Raw genomic sequence first — 25,386 nt, forward strand, 5'->3', positions numbered from 1 at the left:
CGGGGCCGGTGCGGCCCGTCGGGGCCGGTGCGGCCCGTCGGGGCCGGTCTGGGCCGGTGGGGCGGGCCGGGGACGGCCGGGGCGGTGGGTGGTGCGGCGCGGCGCGCCGGCCGCGTGGCCGTCAGGGCCGGCAGAGGACCGCGGTCGCGTCGTCGTGCCGCTTGTAGCGCGGCCACACCGTACGGTCCGGGTCGCGGTACTCCAGCTCACGGGTCGCGGCGATGACCGCCTCGGGCCCGCCCGCGTACCCGACGTCGAGCAGTTCCCGCCAGCCCATCGCGCCGAAGTCGGTCACCGCCAGCGCGGCACCGTCGCTGAGCAGCAGCGCACCCCGGCCGGGCGGCATCGTGCCGGTGACCGCGTGCCCGGCTGCGGCCGGGTCGACCTGGGCCACCCAGTAGCCGCCGGGCCGGTTGCGGATGAGCTGCTGGGCGCGGACCAGATCGGTGATCGACCCGTCTTCGGCGGCCGCGACGGCGGACAGTTCGGCGAGATGGTGGTCGGCGCGCCGATCGGTGACCACGGCCGGTTCGGCCCCGCCGTCGACGACGAGCACGGCGTCGGAGAGCACCAGGTAGTCCCAGGCCGTGGCGGTGGCCCGCAGCACCGCGACGGTCGCGCCCGGAGTGCCCGGATGGGTCAGGTCGCAGCCGTCGTGCAGGGCGGCGACGTCGGCGATCGCACCGGCGAGCGCGTCGGCCAGCGGCCGGTCGGCGACACCGGCGTTGCCGAGCAGCCGGGCGCCGAGCTGGTGCACGTACCAGGGGGTGCCGTGCCGGCAGCCGGTCCCGCCGGCCTCGGACAGCCCGTCGAGCACCACCGCGACACCGGCCGGCGAGGCCGCTGCCCAGTCCTCATTACGCCCGTCGGGCCGGCCGGACTCGCTGGCAACGCTGGCTCGCACGGCTCTCCCCCGATCGGCTGCTCAGGTCGGTGCCGGCCGCCGGGATCCGGCGTCAGGCGGTCTGGAACGACCGCTTCGACAGTCCCATGAAATAGCCGTCGATGGTGGTGGTAACCGGTTTGTCGGGTTGTTCGGCCGCGCCGAGGGTGACGAACAGCGGCGTGTAGTGCTCGACCGTCGGGTGCGCGTACGGCATTCCGGGCGCCTTGTGCGCGTAGTCGGCCAGCGTCTCGACGTCGCCGCGGGCCAGCGCGTCGGCGGCCCACGCGTCGAAGTCCCGCGACCAGCCCGGCGGCCCCGCGGTGCCCTCGACGTCGGCGCGGCGCAGGAACGGCAACCCGTGCGTCATGAATCCCGAGCCGACGACGAGCACCCCCTCGTCGCGCAGCGGCCGCAGCCGCCGGCCGAGTTCGAGCAGCCGGTGCGGGTCGTGGGTGGGCAGGCTCAACTGGAGTACGGGCACGTCGCCGTCGGGGTACATCACCTTCAGCGGCACCCACGCCCCGTGGTCGAGCCCTCGCCCGCGATGCTCGTGCACCGGCTCGGTGTCGGGCATCGCGGCGGCCACCCGCCTGGCCAACGCGGTCGCGTCCGGCGTGGCGTACGTCATCTCGTAGTAGCGACGGGCGAAGCCGCCGAAGTCGTAGACGAGCGGGGTGCCGGCGGCGGAACTGGACAGGCTCAGCGGGGCCGACTCCCAGTGTGCGCTGACGATGAGGATCGCCTTCGGCTTCGGCAGCCGGTGCGCCCAGCCGAAGAGCTGCGCCATCCATTCGGTGTCCTCGAACAGCGGCGGGGCGCCGTGGCTGAGGTAGAGCGTGGGCAACGGGCCGTCGGCCGGGATCCAGGTGTGCTGGGCACGGCTGGCCGGGACCGCGGCGGCCAGGTGCCGGTCGAGCGGGTAGGTGACCACCCGCCCACGATAGCCCCATCTAATTGAACCCTCAACCTCCACCTTGATCCCCGTGATCAGGGATTGGGTCGCGCGTGTCGTCGGCGCGTCGGGCCGCGGACTCCCTGATCACCGGGATCTTGTACGGCGCCGGGTGCGGTGGCCCGCCGCGGGTCCCGCCGCGGACGCGACCCGCCATTGCTCTCGGGTCCCACCCGTGAACGCGGCCCGGCATGTTGACGGGTGGGAACCGTGGACGCGGCCGACGTGTTCCCGGGTCCCGTGGACGCCGGCCGACGTGTTCCCGGGTCCCGCCGCGGACGCCGTGTATGCGCGCGCCCGAGGGGTAGTCGATACCCCATGACCGCCGATCTGTCCGCCGCGCGCCCGTACCTGAAGGGGCTGGAGTTTCCGGCCAGCCGCCAGGAGATGATCCGTTACGCCCAGCGCAACGGAGCCGACCACCCGGTCCTCGACCTGCTGCGCACGCTGCCGGACACGGACTACAAGACCTCCAGCGAGTTCACCGATCTGCCCGACCACCCGTGACCCGCTGCGGCGCTCGCCCGCCCAGTGGTCGCCAGCGGTCCGCCGCCATGATCATTTGCGGTTCAGACACTCCTGGTACGGCGTGGCGAGCACCTGAACCGCAAACGATCGAGCCCGCGCAGCGAAGGGTGCGTCTTCGCGGGTCGCCCGCCCGACAAGGAGATGTTGATCTGGGCGGGAGAGACCTTATCCACCCCGGGTAAGGTCTCTCCCGCCCAGATCAACAGCAACGGCTGGCTGCAGGACCGTCAATTGAACGGCCTCGTCGCCACGTTCTGCCTCGGCCGGGCCGGGCAGTCCGACGCGAATGGCCTCGCACATGCTCGAGCGGTGACCGCATGCGAGCGGCGGATCTAGAACGTTTGTTGTCCCGGGGACGACAACAAACGTTCTACATCGACCGGAGTAAGCGGTCGGCGGGATGCCCGACGGCACGGAGGACCGGGCCGAGCCGCGTCCCACCGCGTACCCGCGCAGTCGTCCCACCCACAGGCGTCCCACCGCGCAGCCGTACAGCTTGGCACTGTGCAGCCGCCCCGCGAGCAGCCACCCCGACACACTGGACGCGCTCGTCGCTCTCGCCGCTCTCGACGCAAAGTCCCACTCGTCGCGCCGGCCACGCCCGCCGCACCCGCCGCACCCGCCGCACCCGCCGCACTCGACGCGCGATCGAGGAGCAACCGTGCCCGTTTCGGGCCGTTTGTGGCTCAACTACTCCTTGATCAACGCTGAGGGGCAAGGCGGCGGGCGCGGGGAGTGCGGACAGCGGGCGCGGTGCGCTCCGCGCATGTCCGGGAGGGCGGGCAGAACCCGGGGGCGGGCGGCGGGCGCGAGGGCGCGGGCGAGTGCGCGGGGGGCGGCGGCGGGGCAAGGGCGCGGGCGTGGGCGAGGGCGCCGGGGGGGCGCCGGGGGGCCGGCCTCGGGGCGGGTGGCCGGGTGGCCGGGTGGCGGGGTGGGGTGGCGGGATCAGGGGTGGGTTGCCTGCTCGGCCAGTTCGACGGCGTTGCGGAAGAGCATCGCGACCGTGGTCGGGCCGACGCCGCCGACCCGGGGCGTGATCGCTCCGGCCACCGCCTCGCACGCCTCGTCGACGTCGGGCAGCAGGCGACGGCCCTCGTAGCGGACCCCGCCTCCGACGACGACCGCACCGGGCCGGATGTGCTCCGGGCGCAGGATGCCGGGTACGCCGACCGCGGCGATGACGATGTCGGCCCGGCGGGTGTGCCGCGCCCAGTCCGGTACCCCGCTGTGCACGACGGTGACCGCCGCGTCGGCGGTGGCCCGCTTCTGGGCCAGCAGCATCGCCAGCGGCCGGCCGAGTGTGGTGCCCCGGCCGAGCACGACGACGTCGCGGCCGGCGACCGGCACGCCGTGGAAGGCGAGCAGCGCCTCGATGCCGGCGGGCGTGCACGGCACCGGGCCGGGAAGTCCGGCGGCGAGCCGGCCGAGGCTGGTCGGGTGCAGGCCGTCGACGTCCTTGGCGGGGTCGATGCGCAGCAGCGCCCGCGCGTAGTCGAGGTGGGCCGGGATCGGGTGCTGGACCAGGATCGCGTGTACGGCCGGGTCGGCGTTGAGCGAGTCGATCGCGGCGGCCAGGTCGGCCGTGGAGGCGTCGGCGGGCAGGTGCAGGTGCGGTGACGCGAAGCCGAGGTCGGCGGCTCGTTGCTGCTTCATCCGGATGTAGCCGGCGCTCGCCGGGTCGTCGCCGACCAGGACGGTGGCCAGCGCGGGCACCGTACCGGCGGCCCGCAGGGCGGCGACCCGGTCGGTGACCTCGGCGTAGACGGCTTCGGCGACGGGTGCGCCGGGCAGCGGACGGGCGGTGGTGGTGGTGACCTGTTCGGACACGGGCGGGGACCTCTCGACGATGGTCGGTCCCGGTGCCCAGGCGTACGGCGCGCGGAGTGGTTCGGCGCGGCCGCTCCCCCGTGGTGATCCACCCCGGCCCCCGGTCGGGCGCCGTCGCCAGTCACGGTCCGCCCGTCCACCTTAGTCCCCGCCCGGGCGGCCCCGGCGGGGCGACAGGTGATCGTCTGCGGTCACGGCACTCGACACGCCGTTCCAGCGCCGCCCGAACCGCAGACGATCACCGGAACGCGCCTGCACGCACCCCGGCAGCCCCACCCGGGTGCCGGTGAGCCCCGCCCCGGTCAGGGGATGATGGCCGCGAGTTCGGTGGGCATGTCGCTCTTCACGTCCTGCCACTCGCCCTCGGTGACGTGCCGGTGCAGCGCCTGCAGCGTGGTCTGCACCAGCAGTTCGGCGCCGCCCGGCAGGTCGCGGCGGAAGTCCTGGCGGACCCGGTCGAGGAACTCCTCGCGGCCCATCTTCATCGGCACCGCGGCCGGGTCCCAGCCCTCGTAGTACAGGCCCCGGACGATCAGCGGCAGCTGCGCGGCGAACTCCGCGCTCTCCTGCACCGGCAGGCGGTCACGCAGCACGTGCAGGACCGACCGGAGTGCGGCGTACGACTGGGCGCGGCGTTCCTTCGGCCACCCGTACGCCTCTTCGATCTCCTTCAGGATGAGGTTGAGCTTGTCCATCGAGGTGTCGATGGCGGCTTGCGGCGTCTTGCTCATCGCGGCACCACTCCTCTCTCCGGCGACGGCGACCCGGGTGCCACCGGCCGTCGCCAGCCTCCCCCGGCGCCGGGTGAGCCCGCCTCACCCGGCCCGGACGAACCGGGCCGGGATCAGCCGGCGAGCAGTTCGGTGAGGGTACGCGCGTTGCGCTGGGCGAAGTCGCGGTAGCAGTTGTTCATCAGCACGTGGGTCCGGTCGGCCGAGTCGGCGAGTTCGCGCAGTTTCGGCGCCCAGTCGCGCAACTCCCGGTCGGAGTAGTCGTAGCCGAACTTCTCGTGGATGTCGCGGCTGGTCCACTTGTCGCTGTGGCCGTGGAACCGGACGACGGCGAGGTCGGCGGTGGCGGCGAGCACCGGCGGCACCGACGACCGGTGGCCCTGCGGCATGTCGACGGCCACGTACGGCAGCCGGTGCCCGCGCAGGAAGTCCAGCGTCTCGTCGCGGTTGGCGCCCTTGAACCAGGATTCGTGCCGGAACTCGAAGACCGCCCGGAGCGGGCGGCAGCGGTCGCGTACCTCGACCAGGTATTCCTTGTGGGCGCGGGAGATGGCGTACCAGGGTGGGAACTGGAAGAGGACGGCGCCGAGCTTGCCGGCGTCGGCCAGCGGATCGAGCGCGGACAGGAACCGGGTCCAGATCTCCTCGTACGTCTGCGGGGGCAGGTCGTCCGGATAGACGTTGCGCTTGTCGGTCTGCGGCCGCAGGTCCTTGTAGATCGCCGACACCTTCGTCGGGTGGCCGGTGAGCAGGCTGAACGCCTTGATGTTGAACGTGAACGCCGCCGGCGTGCGGGCAGCCCACAACTGCGCTGTCCGCTCCGCCGGCGGCGAATAGTACGTCGCGTCCACCTCGACGATCGGGAACCTGCCGGCGTAGTACGCCAGCCGCTTCTCGGGTGTGTCGGCCGAGGCCGGGTACCAGCCCGAGTCGAGCAGGGTGCGGTCGGTCCAGGAGGCGGTACCGACCAGGATGTCACCCACGACGGGTGACGGGGCTCAGGCGGCCCGCCGTTCGCGGGTCTGCTTGCACTTCACGCAGGTGGTCGCCGACGGGTAGATCTCCAGCCGTTCGACCGGGATGGGCTCGGTGCAGCCCTCGCACCGGCCGTACGTGCCCTCGGCCAGGCGGCTCAGGGCGTGCTCGTACTGGGCCCGGCGGTCCAGGATGGTCCGCAGCAGGGACTGTGCGGTGTCCCGCTCCGCGGTCTTGGTACCGCTGTCGGCCTGGTCGTCGCCGGCCGTGTCGCCGACCTCGACCAGTCGGAGCACCTGGCTCTGCGCGACCGCCTCCTCGTATTCGTTGGTCAGCTCGTCGTGACGAGCCTGCAGCGAGAGTCGGATCTGGTCGACGTCGACCTGGCGCGTGCCGACCGCTTCGTTGACGAGCATGCGCTGCCTGGCCTTTCAGGAGAAGTGACGGTGACCGGTCGGGTGCGTGCACCGTTGACCACCTTGAGCCGGCGGGATACCCCGGCCCGAGCTCCGCCAAACCACTCCGGCGGAAGATCCACCCGGTCAGGTGGGCTCGACCAGGGCCGGGTGGCGCGGGTCGTCCATCCGTACGACGACGTCGGCGAACGACTGCGGTGCCACCTCGTCGGCGTACCGGGCGTAGGCGGGCAGCGTCCACGCCTCGTCGGCGGCGGTGCGCCGGGCGAGGGCGGCCGCCGACAGGACCAGGTGGACGGAGAAGTCGAACGGCAGGCCGCCGCCGAGCAGGAGGGCGCCGCTGACGACGACGATCCCGCCGGGTGGCAGGGTCGCGTAGTCGGCGCGGCTGGCCCGGTCGGTCTCGGCGTTCCACAGCGACGGCAGGATCCGGCCGGTGCCGTCCGGGCCGGCGGGGTCGAGCACCTCGCGGCGCAGCCCGGCCTCGTCGAGCCAGCCCCAGTAGAACGAGTCCGGGTTGGTGCGGCCCTGCTCGTAGCGCAGGGAGGCGGGGCGCAGGAAGTCGCCGGCGGCCACCCGCAGCGTCGGCCGGCCCCGGGCCCGCAGCGGGTCGACCAGCGCGTCGGCGAGCCGGTCGGGTGCGGCGGCGGGCGCGCCGTCGACGGCGACCCGCAGCCGGTGGCCGGGGTGCTCGTCGGCGAGCCGGTCGACGAGTTCGTCGACGAGCCGCACCGGCGCGATGGGACGTACGTTCAGGATGGTCAGCCGTTGTGGTCGATGGTGATCGGGGCGTCGTCGGCGAGGCGGTAGCCGACACCGTAGACGGTCGTCACGAGCGGCACCCGCTCGCCGATCTTCACCCGCAGCCGTCGGATGTGGACGTCGACGGTCCGTTCGCCGGTCTGCGCGTATCCCCACACCGCGTCGAGCAGTTGCTGGCGGGTGAAGACCCGCCGGGGGTGCGCGACGAGGTGGTGCAGGAGGTCGAACTCCAGCTTGGTCAGCGGCAGCGGCTCACCGTCGAGCATGACGGTCCGCGAGGCGAGCATCAGGTGCAGGCCGGGGCCGGGTGCCGGGCTGGGCGGGGCCGCGCGTACGGGCCGGCGCGGGGCGACCACGTCGACCCGCGGCTCGCCGGCGACCACGACGTTGACCGCGCCGTCGCCGCTGGCCAGCAACTCCCGGGCGGCGTCGAGCAGCCGCCGGGCCGGCGGCGTCAGCGCCTCCTCGTTGGCGAGCGGGATCGACAGGGTCACCGTCAGCGCGGGACCGGCCGTACCGGTGGAAGCGGCTGGACCGGCGGGGCCGCCGGCCGGTGGGCTGCCGGCGCTCGCCGAGCTGGCGGGCCGGCGGGAGGCCGCCGGTGGGCGGCCCGGACCTGCCGGTTGCGGCATGTGCCATCCGGCACGCGATGGTGCGGGGCTGACCGACATGGTCCTCCTTGCGGGTCCGAACGTCGGGTGCGCCGCAGGGACCTCCCCCAAGGCACGAACCGATGCTTCCGGCCACCGAAGCAGCGGTCAAGGGTCTTCGGCGTTGCGGGAATGTGACAAACAACCGACACACGGGAATCGATTGCTCGCTCTGCGTACCGAGGACGGGAAAATAGTAGCGGGCCGGGAGGATGGTCCGATGCCTGGGGTACTAACCGGATTCGCGACCATCTGGGCGGTCACCGCCCTCGGATATCTCGTCGGGCGGCGCGACCTGCTCGGTCCGCACGGCGCCGAGGTGCTGGCCCGGCTCGCCTTCTACGTGGCGACGCCGGCCCTGCTGTTCGTCACGCTGGCCGGAGCGTCACCGGGCGACGTGCTCACGCCCGCGCTCGCCGCGTTCGTCGCCAGCACGCTCGCCGTCGCCGCGGCGTATGCGCTGGTCGCCCGGCTGTGGTGGCGCCGCGACGCCGGGCAGGTGACGATCGGCACCCTGGCCGCGTCGTACGTCAACGCCGGCAACCTCGGCATCCCGATCGCCGCGTACGTCCTTCGCGACGTGTCGTTCATCGCACCGGTGCTGCTCTTCCAGGTGCTGCTGGCCGCCCCGTTGGCGCTCGCCGTGCTCGACGTGACCACGACCGGCCGGCGCCCGTCGCCCCGGCGGCTCCTGCTGATGCCGGTCCGCAACCCGGTGATGCTCGCCTCCGCGCTCGGGCTGCTCGTGTCGGCGGTCGGGTGGCGGCCGCCCGAAGCCCTGCTGGCCCCGGTCGAGGTGGTCGGCTCGGCGGCCGTACCGCTGGCCCTGATCGCGCTGGGCGTGTCGCTGCCGGGCAGCAAGCCGTTCGCGCCGGCCGACGACACCCGCGACCGCTACCTGGCCGTCGCGCTGAAGGTGCTGGTGCAGCCGCTGGTGGCGTACGTCGTCGCCCGGTACGCCCTCGGCCTTTCCGGGCCGGCGTTGCTGGCCGCGGTCGTCACCTCCGCCCTGCCGACCGCGCAGAACGTGTTCGTGTTCGCGACCCGCTACCGGCGGTCGGCGGGCCTGGCCCGCGACACCGTGGTGCTGTCGACGCTCGCCGGCGCGGTCACGCTGGCCCTGGCGGCCGCCTGGCTGGCCTGACTGTGAGCATGGCGGGGTCGGTTCACGCCCCGTGCCGGATGTGCACCCGGGCCTCGTCGGCGAGACGGTAGCCCACCCCGTACACGGTGGTCACCAGTGGCACCCGCTCGCCGATCTTGGCGCGCAGCCGGCGGACGTGCACGTCGACGGTGCGGGCCACGGCGTGGTCGTAGCCCCACACGCTGTTGAGCAACTGGAGGCGGGTGAAGACCCGGCGTGGGTGCTCGGCGAGGAACAGCAGCAGGTCGAACTCGAGCCGGGTAAGCGGCACCTCGGCGCCGGCCCGGGTCACCACCCGCGACGAGGCGAAGACGCGCAGCACCTCCGGGTCGTCGTCGGCGGGCTCCGGCCCGGCCCCGACCGTCGGGTCGGCGTCGTCGGCGCCGGTCACCGGACGGGGCGGGAGCGCGCCGGCCGGCCGGTCCTGCGGGTGCGGCGCCACGGTCACCGTGCCGCCACCGCGCTCGACCAGGTCACGGACCATCTCCAGGAGCTGGGTGGCCTCCGGCGAGGTGCCGCCGGCGCCGAGGCTGATGTCGACGGTCACGGTCAGGGCCGCCAGGGTGTCCCGCTCCCGCTGCGGTGGCGCCTCCGGCGGCGTGGCCGGGCGGCGCCGGGACAGCGCCGGGCGGGGGTGGCCGGGCGACTGGGTCGCGCGTGGGGAGATCGCGGTGACCGTCATGGGTCCTCCTCGGTGGTGGTGACCCCTCGCGGGATGGCGCGGGAGATCAGGTGTTCACCCCTGCGGCGGTCGCCGCGGGTGCAACGGTCAGGTGCGCGTAGATGTCGGTCGGCCCGAACGCCGGCAGCCCGGCGATCCGCCAGGCGGCGAACCCGCCGGCGATGTCGGTGGCCAGGTGCAGCCCCAGGTCCTGGAGCGAGGCGGCGGCCAGGGACGAGGTGTAGCCCTCCTGGCAGAAGACCACCACCGGCAGGTCGTACCGGTCGGCGACCGGCAGCCGGGCGCCGCTGCGCGGGTCGAAGCGCCACTCCAGGACGTTGCGCTCGACGACGAGCGCACCCGGGATCGTGCCGTGGGCGGCCCGCTGGGCGGCCGGCCGGATGTCGACGAGGACCGCGCCGCCCCGGTGGGCGAGGTGGGCGGTCTCCGGGTCCATCCGGTGCAGCCGGGTCCGGGCCTGTTCGAGGATCTGGTCGATGCCGCGGGCACCGGCCGGTGGCCGGGCCGGACAGTTCAGGTCGGGGGTCTTCTGCCGGACGCTCACTTGTCTGCGCCTTTCTCGCGGGCTGTCGTCACCAGGAGACGCCGGCCATCTCCACCTCGGCCACCCGCAGCCGGCCGCCGGCGAGACGGTAGCGGGTCATGGTGCGCAGGGCCGGACCGTAGACGTGCAGGCTGACGGCCGGCTCGTCGTCGCGGTTGGCGACCCGGTGCACGTGGTGCGCGCCGAACCGGCGCCCGGCGCCGGCCGGCAGCCGGGCGGGCCGCAGCCGGCCGCCGGCGACGACCTCCTCGGTCAGGGTGCCCGACACCACGACGAAGGCGCCCGAAGAGCCGCCGTGGTCGTGCAGGTCGGTGTGCTGGCCGGGCAGCCAGGTCAGCAGCCAGACCTCGTGGTCGTCGGCGACGGCGAGCCGGTGGTACCAGCGGTCGACCGGGTCGAAGTGGGGTCGTACCGGCCAGGACGCCGGGTCGGCCGCGTGGCGCCGGGCGACCGCGTGCAGGTCGGTCGGGGCCGGGGAGGTGAGAGTCATGAACCAGTCCTCGCGGTTCTCGTGCGGTGCAACCGCGCTCCAGACTAGCCCAGAAAACCTATAGGTTTGATAGGTAATTCCAAGGGGTGGGACGCCGTGGGGGTGGCCACCGGCGGTGGCCACCCCCACTGTCGAGCGCTACGCCGGGCCGGTCAGACGCCGCCCTCCGCCAGCGTCACCGTCAACGGCTGGAAGCCGGCGCCGGTCACGTCGATCCCGTCCGCCCGGACCGCGTCCAGCGCCCGGCGCACGTAGTCGTTGGTGTACGCCAGCCCCTCGGGCTGCTTCGTCAGCACCGTCTGACCGTCCTGGTTGCGCGTGGTCAGCGACAGGTCGACGGTCGCGTTCCACGCCGCCTCGTCGATGACGCCGATGCCGTTCGGCGCCGGCCACACCAGCTTGTTCGCCTCGTTCGTCTGCCACAGCTGGTGGCTCGCCCCCAGCTTGGCGCCCTTGGCCACGACCATGTCCCGGCACTGCTCGGGATTGTCCCGGCAGTACGCCCAGCCCTTGATCGTGCCGCTGAGGAACCGGACCGCGACATCCTGGTAGGCCGCGTCGTCGAGCCGGGCCGTGTTGGCCCACAGCGCGTCCTGGAGCATCGCCGTGCCGACCACGTTCCAGTCCAGCACCGTGAACGCCGACGGCTGGTAGAGCTGCCCGGTCGCCGGGTCCTTCGCCTCCAGCAACTGGGCGTACTCGTTGTAGCTCATCGCCTGTGCGGCGTCGATGTCGCCGCGCAGCAGCGCCTGCATGTCGAACTGCTGCTGCACCAGGGTGACGTCCCGGCCCGGGTCGAGGCCGGCCTTCGTCATGCCGGCGAACAGCTCGAACTCGTTGCCGAAGCCCCAGTTGCCGACCTTCTTGCCCTTCAGGTCGGCCGGCGTACGGATGTTCTTGTCGGCGAAACTCACCTGGTAGGTGCCGGACCGCTGGAAGATCTGGCCGATGTTGGTGATGCCGGCACCCTGCTCGCGCGAGGCCAGCGCCTTGGGTACCCAGGCCACCGCGAAGTCGGCGTTGCCCTGGGCGAGGACGGTCTGCGGCACGATGTCGACGCCGCCCTCGAGGATCTCGACGTCGAGACCCTCCTCCTTGTAGAAGCCCCGGTCGACGGCGGCGATGTAGCCGGCGAACTGGGCCTGCACGAACCACTGCAACTGCAACTTGACCTTGGTCAGGCCGCCGCTCGTGGTGGGTGCCGCGGGGCCGTTGTCGGCCGTACCGCAGCCGGCGAGTACGGCGCACATCAGTAGACCGGCGACCAGCCGCCGGGTGTTGGAACTCATCGGTCCTCCGACTGTTGGGGGTTCGACCGCCGGCCGCCGGGGGTGGCGGACCGGGCGGGCAGGTGCGGAGCGGGTCCGCTCAACCGGGCCGCCGCGCGCGCCACGGCGTCGCGAGACGTTCCAGGCCGAGTGCGACGAGATAGAAGACGAGCCCGAGTACGCACGCGCCGACCACGAAGGCCCAGGCCCGCGGGTACGCGGTGAGCGCCGCCGCCGAGGTGATCCGGGAACCGAGGCCGTCCTGGAGACCGCCGAAGTATTCCGCGACCACCGCCGCGATGACCGCCAGGGAGGAGGCCTGGCGCAGTCCGGTGAAGACGAACGGCAGCGCGCCGGGCAGCCGGACCAGCCGGGTGAAGGTCCAGCCCCGCACCGCGTAGCTGTCCATCAGTTCCCGGTGCGTCGGGTCGACCAGGCGCAGCCCGCGCGACGTGTTGACGAACACGGGGAAGAACACCACGATCGCGACCACCAGCCGCCGGGGGATGCTGCTGGTGGACTCGAACATGTTGTTGAGGATCGGGGCGAGCGCGATGATCGGCAGCGCGTTGAGCGCGGCCGCCACCGGCACCGACACCTCGCCCAGGAAACGGAACCGGCCGGCCAGCATCGCGGCGAGGATGCCGACCACGGCCCCGGCGAGCAGGCCGACCAGGGCGTTGGCGCCACTGGCCAGACCGGCCTGCCAGATGACGGCGAGGTTGCCGCCGAACTCCCTCCCGATCGCCGACGGCGCCGGCAGGATGAACGGCGCCACCCGGCCGAGCACGACGGTCGCCTCCCACAGCAGGAGCCCGCCGACGCCGAAGATCAGCGGCGGCAGGACCGTACCCAGCGGGCCGCGGCCGGACCGGCGGCGCCGGGACGCGGCGACCGGCGCGGCCGGATCGGCGGCCACCACCGGGTCGACGGTGCTGGTCACCGCTCCCCCACCGGCGTCGCCGGACCGGCCGCGGCGGGTACGGCACCGTCCGCCGGGCCACCGCGCAGCGCCCGCCGGACCCGGGTGATACCGGCGAAGAACTCCTCGGACTGCCGGGTCGCCTCCCCACGCGGGCCGAGATCGACCTCGACCACCTCGGTGATCCGCCCCGGCCGGGCCGACATCACCACCACCCGGTCGGACAGGTAGACCGCCTCCGGGATCGAGTGCGTGACGAAGATCGTGGTGGTGCCGGTGCTGGCACAGATCCGCAACAGCTCGTCCTGCAACCGTTCCCGGGTCATCTCGTCGAGCGCGCCGAACGGCTCGTCCATCAGCAGCAGCGGCGGATGCACGGCGAGGGCCCGCGCGATCGCCACCCGCTGCTGCATGCCGCCGGACAACTGGGCCGGATAGTGGTCGGCGAAGTCGGCGAGACCGACCAGGTCGAGCATCTCCCGGGCCCGTTCCCGGCGCTCGCGGCGGCCGGTGCCACGCAGTTCCAGCGGCAGTTCCACGTTGCGCGCCACGGTCCGCCACTCGAAGAGCCCGGCCTGCTGGAAGGCGATGCCGTACTCCTGGTCGAGGCGGGCCGTCCGGGCCGGCTTACCGGCGACGGTCACCGTACCGGTCGTCGGCGCGACCAGGTCGGCGACCAGCCGCAGCAGGGTCGACTTGCCGCAGCCGGACGGGCCGATCAGCGAGACGAAGCCACCCCGGCCGACGGTGAGATCGACGCCGGTCAGGGCGGTCACCTCGTCGGGGCGGCCCGGGTTGAACACCTTGGTCACGCCGGTCAGCGCGACAGCGGTCTCGGTCACGGCGTCACCTCGCTCCGCTCGGCACCGCCGTGCCATCCACTGAGCCAACCGGTTCCCTCGCTCCGCTCGGTCACGGGAAAACCTTCCGCTGTCGGGACAACAGGAACTCCAGCGCGCCGACGACGGCCGCGACCACCAGCCCGAGCAGCGCCGCGCCGATCATCGCGGTATAGACCTTCGCCGGGTCGGCGGTCGCCTCCCGCGAGTACTCGATCACCAGCCGGCCGATGCCGCCCCGGGTACCGGTCGAGATCTCGCCGACCACGGCGCCGACGACCGCAGCGGCGCCGGCCAGCCGCAGCGCCGGGAACAGGTACGGCAGCGACGCCGGCAACCGGAGCTTGACCAGGGTCCGCCACCAGCCGGCCGCGTAGCTGTGCATCAGTTCCTCGGCGATCGGCGCCGGCGACTGCAACCCGCGCAGCATCCCGACCGCGACCGGGAAGAACGCCAGGTACGAGGCGATCGTGGCGACCGACATCCACGGCTGCCACGGGTACGCCCCCAGCGACAGCCCGCCGCCCCAGCCGGCGATGACCGGGGCGAGCGCGATCAGCGGCACCGTCTGCGACAGCACCACGTACGGCAGCAGCCCCCGCTCGACCACCCGCAGCCGCTGCATCAGCACCGCGAGCAGCAGCCCCACCAGTGCCCCGAGTCCGAACCCGACCGCCACCGACCGCAGCGTGAACAGGCACGCCGACAGCACGACCAGGCCGATCGGGTCGCCGCCGGCGAGTTCCGGGTCGGCGAACCGGCCGACGATGTCGGCGACGTGCGGCATCGCCGCGTCGTCGGCCCGGGGCAGCAGCCGTACCCCGAGCACCACCGTCCCGTCCGGGTCACCGACCGCCTTGTAGCCCTCCCACAGCAGCACCCCGACGACCAGCGCCCCGACGACGCCCAGGGCCACCCGCGCCCGGCGCCGCCAGGTCTGTCCGAGACTCACGCGGCGACCTCGCTACGCTCGGCCGCCGCGTGCCAACCACCGAGCCCGATGGTTCGCCCGCCACGCTCGCTCACGCTGCCGCCGGGGTGGGCTTCGGCGTCTCGCCGCGCAGGGCCGGGATGACGTGCTCGCCGTACGCGGCGAGGGTGTGCTCCTTGTCGTCGTGCTGGAGGTAGACGGCGAACTGGTCGACGCCGAGTTCGCGCAGCACCCGCAACTTCTCCAGGTGCGCCTCGACCGGGCCGAGGACGCAGAACCGGTCGACGATCTCGTCCGGCACGAAGTCGGTGTGGCTGTTGCCGGCCCGGCCGTGCTCGGCGTAGTCGTAGCCCTGCCGGCCCCGGATGTAGTCGGTGAGCGCCGGCGGTACCGCGCCGCTGGCGCCGTACCGGGCGACGATGTCGGCGACGTGGTTGCCGACCATGCCGCCGAACCAGCGGGTCTGGTCGCGCTGGTGGGCCAGGTCGTCGCCGACGTAGGCGGGCGCGGCCACGCAGAACTTGATCGCGGCCGGGTCGCGGCCGGCCCGCTCCGCCGCGGAACGCACCGTGGAGATCATCCAGGCGGCGAGATCGGGGTCGGCGAGTTGCAGGATGTAACCGTCGCCGACCTCACCGGTCAGGGCCAGCGCCCGCGGCCCGTACGCGGCGACCCACACCTCCAGTTCGCCGCCGGCCGCCCACGGGAAGTGCACCTGCGCCCCCCGGTAGGTGGCGGCCCGCCCGTTGGCGAGGTCGCGGATGACGTTGACGCTGTCCCGCAGTTCGGCGATGGTCGTCGGCTGGTAGCCCAGCGTCCGCAGCGCCGAGTCGCCCCGGCCGATGCCGCAGACGGTGCGGTTGCCGTACATCTCGTTGAGGGTGGCGAACAGCGACGCGGTCACCGTCACGTCCCGGGTGCCGGGGTTGGTGACCATCGGCCCGACCATGACCCGGGAGGTCTCGGCCAGGATCTGCGAGTAGATGACGAACGGCTCCTGCCACAGCAGGTGCGAGTCGAACGTCCACACGTGGCTGAAGCCGGCCGCCTCGGCCTGCCGGGCCAGCCGGACGACCTCGCGGGCGGGCGGGTCGCACTGGAACACGACACCGATGTCCATGATGTTCAACTCCCCCGGGCTCAGACGAGGTACGACGACAGGCCGCGGGGCAGGTAGCGGCCGTGGCCCCTGCGGCCGTGGTAGGCGCCGCCGGCGACGACGACGGTGCCCCGGGAGATCACGGTGTCGACCTTGCCGGCGATCTCGTACCCCTCGTACGCCGAGTGGTCCATGTTCATGTGGTGGGTCTCGACGCTGATCCGGGTCCGGCCGGCCGGGTCGTAGAGCACGATGTCGGCGTCGGAGCCGGGGGCGATGACGCCCTTGCGCGGGTAGAGGCCGAACATCCGGGCCGGCGTGGTGGAGATCGTCTCGACCCAGCGTTCCAGCGACAGCTTGCCGTCGACGACGCCCTGGTAGACCAGGTCGACCCGGTGCTCGACACCGCCGATCCCGTTGGGGATCTTGGAGAAGTCGCCGAGGCCGAGCTCCTTCTGGTCCTTGAAGCAGAACGGGCAGTGGTCGGTGGAGACGATCGCCAGGTCGTTGCTGCGCAGGCCCTTCCACAGGTCGCGGTGGTGGTGTTCCTTGCCGCTGCGCAGCGGGGTGGAGCAGACCCACTTGGCGCCCTCGAAGCCGGGCGCGCCGAGCTGGTCCTCCAGCGTCAGGTAGAGGTACTGCGGGCAGGTCTCGGCGAAGACGTTGCGGCCGGCGTCGCGGGCCGCGGCGACCTGTTCCAGGGCCTGGCTGGCCGACAGGTGCACGATGTAGAGCGGGCAGTCCTGGGCCACCTCGGCGAGCCGGATGGCCCGGTGGGTCGCCTCGGCCTCCATCGCCTCGGGTCGGGTCAGCCCGTGGTGGACCGGGTCGGTCTCGCCGCGGGACAGGGCCTGCTGGACGAGCACGTCGATCGCGATGCCGTTCTCGGCGTGCATCATGATCATCGCGCCGTTGTCGCGGGCCTTCTGCATCGCCCGCAGGATCTGGCCGTCGTCGGAGTAGAACACCCCCGGGTACGCCATGAACAGCTTGAAGCTGGAGATGCCCTCGTCGGTGACGAGCTGGTCCATCGCCTTGAGCGAGTCGTCGTCGACGCCGCCGAGGATCATGTGGAAGGCGTAGTCGACGTGGCAGTTGCCCTCGGCCTTGGCGTGCCAGGCGGCGAGCCCGTCCTGCACCACCTCGCCGGTGCGCTGCACGGCGAAGTCGATGATGGTGGTGGTGCCGCCGAAGGCCGCCGCCCGGGTGCCGGTGTCGAAGGTGTCCGAGGCGTTGGTGCCGCCGAACGGCAGCTCCATGTGGGTGTGCGCGTCGATCCCGCCCGGGATGACGTACTTGCCGGTGGCGTCGACGGTCTCGACGCCGTCGGGGCCGCCGCCCGGAACGAACAGCGCGGCGATCTTCTCGCCCTCGACGAGCACGTCGGCGGGGTACGAGCCGCTCGGGCCGACGACGGTGCCGCCGGTGATCAGCAGGGACATGGTGGTCGGCTCCCTTACGGCTTGACGAGGCTGTCGTAGGCGTCCGGGCGGCGGTCGCGGTAGAACGCCCACCGGTCGCGTACCTCGTCGAGCAGGCCCATGTCGAGGTCGCGCACGATCAGTTCCGGGTTGTGGTCGTCGCCGACCTCGCCGACGAACTTGCCCTCGGGGTCGACGAAGTACGACGTGCCGTAGAAGTCGTTGTCGCCGAGTTCCTCGACGCCGGTGCGGTTGATCGCGCCGATGAAGTACTCGTTGGCGACCGCGCTGGCCGGCTGCTCCAGCTTCCACAGGTAGGCCGACAGGCCGCGACTGGTCGCCGACGGATTGAAGACGATCTTGGCGCCGGCCAGGCCGAGCGCGCGCCAGCCCTCCGGGAAATGCCGGTCGTAGCAGATGTAGACGCCGATGCGGCCGACCGCGGTGTCGAAGGTGGGGTATCCGAGGTTGCCGGGGCGGAAGTAGAACTTCTCCCAGAAGCCTTTGACCTGCGGAATGTGGGTCTTCCGGTATTTACCGAGGTAGCTGCCGTCGGCGTCGACCACGGCCGCGGTGTTGTAGAGGACGCCGGGCTGTTCCTGCTCGTACATCGGCAGCACCATGACCATGCCCAACTCGGCGGCGAGGGCCTGGAACCGCTCGGTGGTCGGGCCGGGCACCGACTCGGCGTACGAGTAGAACTCCTTGTCCTGCACCTGGCAGAAGTACGGGCCGTAGAACAGTTCCTGGAAGCAGATGACCCTGGCACCCTGGGCGGCCGCCTGGCGGGCGTACTCCTCATGGGCCTTGATCATCGACTCCTTGTCACCGGTCCAGTTCGTCTGCACGATCGCGGCACGGACGATGTCCGCCATGACCAATCCCTCCTCGTCGCCGCGTCGTCGCGGCGCTCGTCGGCGTGGAGCTTTTTTCGGACCTTGTGGATTTCCGGACGGATGGCGTAGGACTTTAGTGACACAAGTCCGGGTGGACAATAACCAATTCGTTACGGCGGATTGCGGAGAAGTAACATGCTGCAGCTCATCGCCGAAGCGGTCAACGACCGTACCGCCCGTGGGATCGCCGCGGCGGTGAGCCGTCTGGTGCGCGACGGCACGCTGCCCGCCGGCACCCGCCTGCCGACGGTCCGCGTCGTCGCCCGCGAACTCGGGATCAGCCCCACCACGGTCAGCGAGGCGTGGCGCTCGCTGGCCGGTGCCGGCGCGATCCAGACCCGGGGGCGCTCCGGCACCTACGTCCTCGCCCCGATCCGGCCCCGGCACCGGATGCGGTACGCCCGGCTCACCGCCAGCCCCGCGACCCTGCCGCACGACCTGTCCACCGGGGTACCCGACCACGACCTGCTGCCCGACCTCGCCCCGGCGCTGCGCCGCATCGGCGACACCCGGCTCACCCCCAGCTACCTCGAGGAGCCGGTGCTGCCCCGGCTCGAGGAGGCGCTGCGCGAACGGTGGCCGTACCCGCCGCAACGGCTCACCGTCGTCGACGGCGCGCTCGACGCGCTGGACCGGATCCTGGCCCGCACCGTCCACTTCGGCGACCGCGTCCTGGTCGAGAACCCGACCTTCCCGCCGATGCTCGACCTGCTCGAGTCGGTCGGCGCGGTGCCCGTACCGGTGCCGATGGACGACGAGGGCCTGGACCCGACCGCACTGGCCGCCGCCCTGTCGGACGAGCCGGCCGCGCTGGTCCTGCAACCACGGGCGCAGAACCCGACCGGGATCTCGATGTCGGCGGCGCGGGCCGCCGCGCTCGCCACCGTCCTGCGCCCCCACCCGGGGCTCACCGTCATCGAGGACGACCACGCCGGCGACATCGCCTCGGCACCGGCGCTGTCGCTCGGCGAATGGCTGCCCGACCGGGTCGTACACGTCCGCAGCTTCTCCAAGTCGCACGGGCCCGACCTGCGGCTCGCCGCGATCGGCGGCCCGGCGCAGGTGGTGACCGCGGTCGCCGACCGCCGGCTGCTCGGGCCCGGCTGGTCCAGCCGGGTGCTCCAGGGCGTACTGCTCGACCTGCTCACCGACCCGGACGCGCTCCGGGCCGTCGCCACAGCGCGCGCCGAGTACGCCCGCCGCCGCGTGCGGCTGCTCACCGCCCTGGCCGGGCACGGCGTGCGGGCGTCGGCCGCCGACGGCATCAACCTGTGGCTACCCGTGCACGACCAGCAGGTGGCGATGCTGGCGCTGGCCGGCCACGGGATCGCGGTCGCCCCCGGTACGCCGTTCGAGGTCGGACCGCTCGGCGGCGACCACGTACGGGTCACCGCCGGCCTCGTCCGCGGCGGCTTCGACGAGCTGGCCACCGTGCTCGCGGCCGCCGCCGGCGCACCCCGGAGGGCCAGCGGCCGCCGCACCCGGGCGCTGTACCGCGGCGGCCGGTAGGGTCGACCGCCATGGCGGCCGACGGGCAGCGCAGGGTCCACGCATGGCTGATCGAGGATCGGGAGTACGCCCGGCAGGAGGCGCGGCGCGGCCGGCGGCACGCGTTCGGCCACCTCGATCCACACCGGACGGCACTCGTGGTCGTCGACATGGTGCCGTTCTTCGTGACGCAGAACGAATACTGCCGGGGCGTGGTGCCCAACATCGGCCGGATCGCCGACACCCTGCGCCGGGCCGGCGGGACGGTCGCCTGGGTGCTGCCCGGGGCGGACGGGCAGCCGGCGGTGGCCGTCGAGTTCTACGGGCCGCGGGTCGCCGAGATGTACCGACGCTCGGGTGGCACCGGCCCGCTTCGGGACCGGCTGTGGCACGAGTTCGAGATCCACGACGGCGACCTGCTGGTCGAGAAGACCGCGGCGAGCGCCTTCTTCCCGGGCCGGTCCCCGCTGCCCGACCTGCTCGCCGCACGGGGTGTCGACACGGTCCTGATCACCGGCACGGTCACCAACGTCTGCTGCGAATCGTCCGCGCGGGACGCCAGTACCCTGGGCTATCGGGTCATCATGGTCGCCGACGCCAACGCGGCACTACGGGACCGGGATCACAACGCCGCGCTCCACACGATCTACCGCACGTTCGGTGACGTGCGGCCCACCGTCGACGTCGTCGCGATGATCGAGGCGTCCTGAGTCCGGCGCGGCCCTTCGGGGACGGCGTGGGCGAGCACCAGTTTCAGCGTCAGTACGGCCGGCAGCCACCAGAAGCCGTCCGGTCCCGGCACCGCCGGTGCGGCGAAGACCGTCCCGGTCACCACCAGTAGGGCGGCCGGGCGGGCCAGGTGGGCGGGCAGCCGGTTCACCAGTACGGTGCCGGCCAGCGCGACGGCCCACCAGAGGGTTCCCCACCACCACACGCCACCGGCGAAGAGCAGCCCGATGGCGATCGGCTGGACGTGCACGGCCGCGAAGCCGACCGGGTGGTGCAGGAACCGGCCGGTCGCCCGCAGGTGGGCCGGGGGCGGACCGTGGTAGAAGCGCTTGGCGGAGTCGAGCCCGTTGGCGACCACGCCGCCGGCCAGGTCGACGACGAGCACGGCCGCCACCAGCACCTGCCACCACGACCAGTCCAGATCGAGGGCGGCGACGCCGACGGCGGCCAGGCCGGCCGCGGCGGCCAACCAGGCGAACACCTGCTCGGCCCGGGTCGCGCCGGGACCGAAGAGCCAGCCGCCGGCTCCGGGCCGGCCGGCCGCCCCGCTCCGGCTCGGCGGCACGGCGGCGGGCAGCGGGTGGTCAGTCATCGTCGGCCTCCAGCAGGGTGGCGAGGATGGCGACGGCGCCGTCGGCCGCCAGGTCGCGATCGAGCATCCGGTGCAGGAGCAGGCCGTCGAGGGCGGCGGTGAGCAGCGTCGCGGTGTCGGCCCGCCGGGCGGTCGTCCAGTGTGGATGTAGCTGACCGAGCCAGTCGGCGATCCGCCGCCGGGCGTCGGCGAACGCCTCGCGCAGCACCTGGCCGACCTCGGGTTCGCGGATGGCCGCGGCGGTGATCTCGACGGTGAGCCGGGCCGCCCGGTCGTCGCCGGGCAGTCCGGCCGCGGCCCGGACCAGTTCGCCGGCGGCCCGGGGGTCGGGGCAGCCGACCAGTTCGTCGACGACGGGCCGGACGAGCAGGTCGGTGGCACGGCGGGCGATCTCGACGCGGAGCCGGGGCATGCCGCCGAAGTGGTAGTGGACGAGCCCGACGTTGGCGCCGGCGCGGGCGGCGACGAGCCGGCTGGTCACCGCCGGCCAGCCGGATTCGGCGAGCAGGTCGAGGCCGGCCTCGACGAGGTCGGTCCGCCGCCGGTCACCGCGCCCCGGACCGTCGGCCCCCGGGCCACCGCCCGCCGGGTCGCCACCCCCTGGGCCGCTCCCGTCACCTGGGCCGTTCTCACCACCTGTGCCATTCGCACCATTTGGTCGGTCGACTAACTTAGTCACTCGACCAAATTAGCACGCGGCAAAGAGCCCCTCCCGCGCCTGACCGCGGAAGGGGCTCCGCTACCGGATCAGCCGCGCCGCCACTTCTGGTTGGCGCCGCCGAGGCACTCCCACAGGACCAGCCGGGCCCCGTCGTTGGAGTTCCAGCCGCTCACGTCGACACACTTGTTGGCCTGCGGGTTGACCAGGTCACCCGCGCCGCTGAGGACGAACTGCTGGGCCGGGTTGCCGCTGCAGCGCGCCAACTGGATCACCGCGCCGTTGGCGGTGGAACCCCAGGCGACGTCCATGCACAGCCCGAAGGCGCGGATCGTGCCGTCGCCGGGGAACGTCCAGTTCTGCGCGTTGGTGCCGTTGCACGTCCACAGGTGCAGGTACTGGCCGTCGACCCCGTTGGAGCTCGGCACGTCGATGCACTTGTTCGCGTATCCGATGATCCGGCTGGTGCTGCCGCCACCGGTGGTGACCAGGGTGAGGCCGTACGCGCCGAGGATCTCGTTGACCGGCTGGAAGTACATCGTGCCGCCGGTCGTGCAGTTGCCCGAACCGCCGGAGGTTACGCCCTGCGCCTGGTTGCCGGAGACCCACGCCCCGCCGGAGTCGCCACCCTGGGCGCAGGCGTTGCTGCGGGTCATCCCGTACACCGCGCCCTGGGCGTAGTTGACCGTGACGTTCTTGGCCTGGATCACGCCGCAGCGCCAGCCGGTCGTCCGGCCCGAACGGCACACCGAGGCGTTGATCGCCGCCTCCTGCGAGCCCGCCACGGTCACGTTGCCACCGGCGTAGTTGTTGACCCACGGCCGCGGGGTCCAGTTGGCGTTGGTCTGCACCCAGCCGTAGTCGTTGCCGGGGAACGACGAGCCGCGCACGGTGCCCTGCGCGACGTTGTTGTAGCCGGCGGTGCCGCTGCCGACACCGCCGCAGTGCCCGGCGGTCACGAACCCGCCGACCACCGAGAACCCGACCGAGCACAGCGTGTTGCCGTTGATCAGGTACTGGTCGCCGCCCCGGATGTCGTACATCGTGCGGGGGGCCTCGGTCGAGGCGACGACCCGCACCCCGCGGGCGTCGGCGCCCGCGCCGCGGACGAACGAGTCGGCGGCGCCCGTACCCTCGGCGACCACCACGACACTGTTGCTGGCCGGGTCGACGTACCAGGCGTGGACGGCGGAACCGGCCTTGCGGGCGTTGGCGTCCAGCGTCGCCCGGGTCGAGTCGAGCTGCTTCTCGGTACGGGTCACCAGGCGCGGCTGCGCACCGGCGGCGCGTACGGCGGCGGCGTCGGCGGCCGACGTCACGCCGACCACCAGGCGGCTGCCGTCGCCCTCGAGCCAGGCGCCGCCGAAGGACGTACCCAGGCTGGCGCGCAGCCGGCGTTCCAGGGCCGGCGCGGCGGCCTCGGTCGCCAGCCGGGCTCTGGCCTGCTCGGCGGTGAGCTTGAGGTCGCGTTGCATGGCGGCGAGCATCGGGGCGGGCACGTCGACGGGGGCGACGACGACGGGGGCGGCGTCCGGGGCTTCGGCGGGCGCGGCGAGGGCGGGGGCGGCCGGGATCGCCACCAGCGTCGCGGCGACGGTGGCCGCGGACGCGAACGCACTCAGGGTCCGTCTCATGCGGACTCCCTTCGGGGGTACGGCGTACTGACGAGGACGTGAGAGCGCTCTCTCTAAAGAGTCTTCACTGTTTCGACACGACCTGTCAATACATGCAAACCCGCCGATAGAAGCAGGTCGTCAGCTCCCGGAGGGCTCCCAGACCGCCCCGTCGTGGGCGAAGACGACCCGCCGGGGATCGAACTCCAGCAGCCGGTCGACCCACGGCCGGTAGTCCGGCAGCGGCGCGGCCACACCGTCGCGCCCGGCCCGCCGGGCCAGCTCGTCCGACCCGAACTGCGACGCGAAGTCGTGCGCCTGCCCGGCGAGCACCACCGTGCCGTCCGGCTCCCGGACCACCAGCGACTGGTGCCCGGCGGTGTGCCCGGGCGTCGGAACCACCCGGACCCCCGGCCAGATCTCGGCCTCGCCGTCGACCTCCCGGTAGCTGACCCCGGCGAAGTCCACCAGTTCCGGGAACGTGTAGTCACCGGCGCGGGCGGTGGCCAACTCGGTCGCCTGGACCAGGATGGGCCGGCCGGCGAAGAGCGGGTTGCCGCCGCAGTGGTCGAAGTGCAGGTGGCAGTTGACCACCACCGACACGTCGTCGACGGCCACCCCGACCGCCGCCAGCGCCCCGGCCAGCGGGCGCCGCACCGGGCGGTAGTGCGCCTCGGTCTCCGGGTCGGCGGCCCCGATGCCGGTGTCGAACAGCAGCAGCCCCTCCGGCCGGCGCACCAGGTAGGCCAGCACCGGCTCCACCCTCGGCAGCGGACCGCCGACCTCGTCGGCCGGTCGGACGAAATATCCCAGGTCCAGCCTGGACACGGTTGCATGCGGGGTCACCGCCCCATCCTCGCCCGCCCCGGCCCGCGCCGCCATTCCGCCCCGCCGGCGGGCATTGCTGTCATGCCGCACCGCGGCCGGCATTGCTGCCATCCCGCACCACGGCCGGCATTGCTGTCATCGACGGGAGCTGATTGAATACGGCGGGAGCACCGGGCCGTCAGACCTCACTTTCTCCATCACCGTGACAGGAGACGGTTCCCCATGCTCCGAAGGCCCACCCGCCGGGCACTCCCGGCCGCGGTCGCCACCGTGCTCGGCCTGCTCGCCGCCACCGCGGTGGCCGCCCTGCCCGCCGTCGCGGGCACGCCCGACCCACGACCCGCATCCGGCCCCGCCGCCCTCGCGGCCGCCGCCCCCACCCGCGTCATGCCGCTCGGCGACTCCATCACCGGCTCGCCCGGCTGCTGGCGCGCCATGCTGTGGAACTCGCTGACCGCCGCCGGTCACACCGACATCGACTTCGTCGGCACGCTCGGCCCGCAGGGCTGCGGAGTGCCGTACGACGGCGACAACGAGGGCCACGGCGGCGCACTGGTCACCACGGTCGCCAACCAGAACCAGCTGCCCAGCTGGCTGTCGGCGACCCGCCCCGACATCGTCCTGATGCACTTCGGCACCAACGACGCCTGGAGCAACGTGCCGACGGCGACCATCATCGCGGCGTACGACAAGCTCGTCGACCAGATGCGGGCCAGCAACCCGGCGATGACGGTCCTCGTCGCGCAGCTCATCCCGATGGCGCCGCCCACCTGTGGCGAGTGCGGGCAGCGGGTGGTCGCGCTCAACGCGGCGATCCCGGCCTGGGCCGCCGCCAAGAGCAGGGCGGGATCGCCGGTCGTGGTCGTCGACCAGTGGACCGGATTCAGCACCGCCACCGACACCTACGACGGGGTGCACCCCAACGCCGCCGGCGACCGGCGGATCGCCGACCGGTGGCTGCCGGCCCTGACCGCCGCCCTCGGCGGGGTCACCCCGACCACCCCGCCACCGACCACCCCGCCACCGACGACGCCGCCGCCGACCACTCCACCGCCCACCACCCCGCCGCCGGTCGGCGGGTGCACCGCCACCCACCGGATCGTCAACCAGTGGCAGGGCGGCTTCCAGGGCGAGGTGACCGTACGCGCGGGGACGGCGTCGATCGGCGGCTGGACGGTGCGGTTCAGCTACGCCGGTGCCGAGCAGGTCACCCAGGCGTGGAACGCGACCGTCACCCAGACCGGCCGGGCGGTGACCGCCGGCAACGTCGGCTGGAACGGTTCGCTCAACCCGGGTACGTCGGTGACGTTCGGCTACCTCGGCACCGGCACCCCCGCCGCGACCCCGGCGGCGACCTGCACCAGCCCCTGACGCCCGCCCCCGTCCGGCGGGTGTTCTCCCGCGATCAGGGAGTAGTCGTGCCGGATCCGTCCGGTTCAGGACTACTCCCTGATCCCCGGGCTGCGGCCCGTGAGGGGCGGGAAAACGGGACCGGCCCGGCTCCCCGAATCGGGG

General features: G+C 73.1%; 28 protein-coding genes. 6 read left to right on the top strand and 22 right to left on the bottom strand.

From position 1 onward, the window contains the following. Positions 1–121 precede the first annotated feature (121 nt). Entirely contained in the window at positions 122–904 is a 783-nt protein-coding gene (locus AB0M79_RS27165; RefSeq protein WP_364218641.1) for a hypothetical protein, read from the bottom strand. A gap of 52 nt (positions 905–956) precedes the next feature. Then, on the bottom strand, positions 957–1,817 hold the full coding sequence (locus AB0M79_RS27170) for a class III extradiol ring-cleavage dioxygenase (protein WP_364218643.1): 861 nt from the start codon (positions 1,815–1,817) through the stop codon (positions 957–959). Positions 1,818–2,156: 339 nt separating this feature from the next. On the opposite strand from AB0M79_RS27170, the gene AB0M79_RS27175 reads away from it, so the two are divergent. After that, entirely contained in the window at positions 2,157–2,345 is a 189-nt protein-coding gene (locus tag AB0M79_RS27175) for a DUF2795 domain-containing protein (RefSeq protein ID WP_364218645.1), read from the top strand. A gap of 162 nt (positions 2,346–2,507) precedes the next feature. Then, positions 2,508–2,702 carry a hypothetical protein gene (locus AB0M79_RS27180; RefSeq protein WP_364218647.1) on the top strand — a complete coding sequence of 65 codons (195 nt, stop codon included), beginning with the start codon at positions 2,508–2,510 and terminating at the stop codon, positions 2,700–2,702. A 609-nt stretch (positions 2,703–3,311) separates the two neighbouring features. Here AB0M79_RS27180 and AB0M79_RS27185 read toward each other — a convergent pair. The 6 genes from AB0M79_RS27185 to AB0M79_RS27210 form a co-directional block, all read right to left on the bottom strand. Beyond that, the gene (locus AB0M79_RS27185) at positions 3,312–4,193 is read right to left on the bottom strand and encodes a tetrahydrofolate dehydrogenase/cyclohydrolase catalytic domain-containing protein (protein WP_364218649.1); all 882 of its coding nucleotides are present in this window, start codon (positions 4,191–4,193) and stop codon (positions 3,312–3,314) included. Between the two features lie 302 nt (positions 4,194–4,495). Continuing rightward, a complete protein-coding gene (locus AB0M79_RS27190) occupies positions 4,496–4,924 on the bottom strand; it encodes a DUF2267 domain-containing protein (RefSeq protein WP_357543920.1) in 429 nt (142 codons plus the stop codon). Positions 4,925–5,037: 113 nt separating this feature from the next. After that, a complete protein-coding gene (locus tag AB0M79_RS27195; protein WP_364218652.1) occupies positions 5,038–5,907 on the bottom strand; it encodes a DUF72 domain-containing protein in 870 nt (289 codons plus the stop codon). Between the two features lie 15 nt (positions 5,908–5,922). Then, the gene (locus AB0M79_RS27200; RefSeq protein ID WP_364218654.1) at positions 5,923–6,315 is read right to left on the bottom strand and encodes a TraR/DksA C4-type zinc finger protein; all 393 of its coding nucleotides are present in this window, start codon (positions 6,313–6,315) and stop codon (positions 5,923–5,925) included. Positions 6,316–6,441: 126 nt separating this feature from the next. Beyond that, positions 6,442–7,071, bottom strand: a complete 630-nt coding sequence (locus AB0M79_RS27205) for a uridine kinase (protein ID WP_364218728.1) — start codon at positions 7,069–7,071, stop codon at positions 6,442–6,444. 5 nt (positions 7,072–7,076) lie between these two features. Continuing rightward, entirely contained in the window at positions 7,077–7,748 is a 672-nt protein-coding gene (locus tag AB0M79_RS27210) for a winged helix-turn-helix domain-containing protein (protein WP_364218656.1), read from the bottom strand. Positions 7,749–7,947: 199 nt separating this feature from the next. On the opposite strand from AB0M79_RS27210, the gene AB0M79_RS27215 reads away from it, so the two are divergent. Continuing rightward, positions 7,948–8,871, top strand: coding sequence for an AEC family transporter (locus tag AB0M79_RS27215; protein ID WP_364218658.1), 924 nt, complete (start codon positions 7,948–7,950; stop codon positions 8,869–8,871). Positions 8,872–8,893: 22 nt separating this feature from the next. On the opposite strand, the gene AB0M79_RS27220 is transcribed toward AB0M79_RS27215, so the two are convergent. The 10 genes from AB0M79_RS27220 to AB0M79_RS27265 form a co-directional block, all read right to left on the bottom strand. Continuing rightward, entirely contained in the window at positions 8,894–9,553 is a 660-nt protein-coding gene (locus tag AB0M79_RS27220) for a winged helix-turn-helix domain-containing protein (protein WP_364218660.1), read from the bottom strand. Between the two features lie 46 nt (positions 9,554–9,599). Further along, positions 9,600–10,097: a rhodanese-like domain-containing protein gene (locus AB0M79_RS27225; protein WP_364218662.1), complete on the bottom strand. Its 498-nt coding sequence runs from the start codon at positions 10,095–10,097 to the stop codon at positions 9,600–9,602. A 28-nt stretch (positions 10,098–10,125) separates the two neighbouring features. Beyond that, positions 10,126–10,587, bottom strand: a complete 462-nt coding sequence (locus tag AB0M79_RS27230) for a cysteine dioxygenase family protein (RefSeq protein WP_364218664.1) — start codon at positions 10,585–10,587, stop codon at positions 10,126–10,128. 152 nt (positions 10,588–10,739) lie between these two features. Beyond that, entirely contained in the window at positions 10,740–11,876 is a 1,137-nt protein-coding gene (locus AB0M79_RS27235) for an ABC transporter substrate-binding protein (protein WP_364218666.1), read from the bottom strand. 79 nt (positions 11,877–11,955) lie between these two features. Further along, positions 11,956–12,798 carry an ABC transporter permease gene (locus AB0M79_RS27240; protein WP_364218668.1) on the bottom strand — a complete coding sequence of 281 codons (843 nt, stop codon included), beginning with the start codon at positions 12,796–12,798 and terminating at the stop codon, positions 11,956–11,958. Then, positions 12,795–13,619 carry an ABC transporter ATP-binding protein gene (locus AB0M79_RS27245; RefSeq protein WP_364218670.1) on the bottom strand — a complete coding sequence of 275 codons (825 nt, stop codon included), beginning with the start codon at positions 13,617–13,619 and terminating at the stop codon, positions 12,795–12,797. Before AB0M79_RS27245 ends, AB0M79_RS27240 begins: the two co-directional genes overlap by 4 nt. Positions 13,620–13,689: 70 nt before the next feature. Then, on the bottom strand, positions 13,690–14,568 hold the full coding sequence (locus tag AB0M79_RS27250; protein WP_364218672.1) for an ABC transporter permease subunit: 879 nt from the start codon (positions 14,566–14,568) through the stop codon (positions 13,690–13,692). Positions 14,569–14,638: 70 nt separating this feature from the next. Next, a complete protein-coding gene (locus AB0M79_RS27255; protein ID WP_364218675.1) occupies positions 14,639–15,667 on the bottom strand; it encodes a TIGR03842 family LLM class F420-dependent oxidoreductase in 1,029 nt (342 codons plus the stop codon). Between the two features lie 20 nt (positions 15,668–15,687). After that, complete coding sequence (gene hydA / locus AB0M79_RS27260) at positions 15,688–17,088, bottom strand: dihydropyrimidinase (protein WP_364218677.1); 1,401 nt, start codon at positions 17,086–17,088, stop codon at positions 15,688–15,690. A 14-nt stretch (positions 17,089–17,102) separates the two neighbouring features. Then, a complete protein-coding gene (locus tag AB0M79_RS27265) occupies positions 17,103–17,942 on the bottom strand; it encodes a nitrilase-related carbon-nitrogen hydrolase (protein WP_357543906.1) in 840 nt (279 codons plus the stop codon). A 156-nt stretch (positions 17,943–18,098) separates the two neighbouring features. On the opposite strand from AB0M79_RS27265, the gene AB0M79_RS27270 reads away from it, so the two are divergent. Next, complete coding sequence (locus AB0M79_RS27270; RefSeq protein ID WP_364218680.1) at positions 18,099–19,472, top strand: aminotransferase class I/II-fold pyridoxal phosphate-dependent enzyme; 1,374 nt, start codon at positions 18,099–18,101, stop codon at positions 19,470–19,472. A gap of 11 nt (positions 19,473–19,483) precedes the next feature. Further along, positions 19,484–20,161 (top strand): isochorismatase family cysteine hydrolase, encoded by a 678-nt coding sequence (locus tag AB0M79_RS27275; protein ID WP_364218682.1) that lies wholly within the window; start codon positions 19,484–19,486, stop codon positions 20,159–20,161. Here the strand turns inward: AB0M79_RS27275 and AB0M79_RS27280 are convergent. The 4 genes from AB0M79_RS27280 to AB0M79_RS27295 all read right to left on the bottom strand — a co-directional run bounded on the left by AB0M79_RS27280 (position 20,098) and on the right by AB0M79_RS27295 (position 23,889). Further along, complete coding sequence (locus AB0M79_RS27280) at positions 20,098–20,772, bottom strand: hypothetical protein (RefSeq protein ID WP_364218684.1); 675 nt, start codon at positions 20,770–20,772, stop codon at positions 20,098–20,100. The genes AB0M79_RS27275 and AB0M79_RS27280 overlap by 64 nt on opposite strands. Further along, positions 20,765–21,451 carry a TetR/AcrR family transcriptional regulator gene (locus AB0M79_RS27285; protein ID WP_364218686.1) on the bottom strand — a complete coding sequence of 229 codons (687 nt, stop codon included), beginning with the start codon at positions 21,449–21,451 and terminating at the stop codon, positions 20,765–20,767. Before AB0M79_RS27285 ends, AB0M79_RS27280 begins: the two co-directional genes overlap by 8 nt. A gap of 68 nt (positions 21,452–21,519) precedes the next feature. Continuing rightward, the gene (locus tag AB0M79_RS27290) at positions 21,520–23,064 is read right to left on the bottom strand and encodes a ricin-type beta-trefoil lectin domain protein (protein ID WP_364218688.1); all 1,545 of its coding nucleotides are present in this window, start codon (positions 23,062–23,064) and stop codon (positions 21,520–21,522) included. Between the two features lie 120 nt (positions 23,065–23,184). Next, a complete protein-coding gene (locus AB0M79_RS27295) occupies positions 23,185–23,889 on the bottom strand; it encodes an MBL fold metallo-hydrolase (RefSeq protein WP_364218690.1) in 705 nt (234 codons plus the stop codon). Between the two features lie 204 nt (positions 23,890–24,093). Here AB0M79_RS27295 and AB0M79_RS27300 point away from each other — a divergent pair, with 204 nt between their 5' ends. Beyond that, complete coding sequence (locus AB0M79_RS27300) at positions 24,094–25,242, top strand: cellulose binding domain-containing protein (protein WP_364218692.1); 1,149 nt, start codon at positions 24,094–24,096, stop codon at positions 25,240–25,242. Positions 25,243–25,386 lie beyond the last annotated feature (144 nt).

Source organism: Polymorphospora sp. NPDC051019 (assembly GCF_040683055.1).
Lineage (GTDB): Bacteria > Actinomycetota > Actinomycetes > Mycobacteriales > Micromonosporaceae > Polymorphospora > Polymorphospora lycopeni.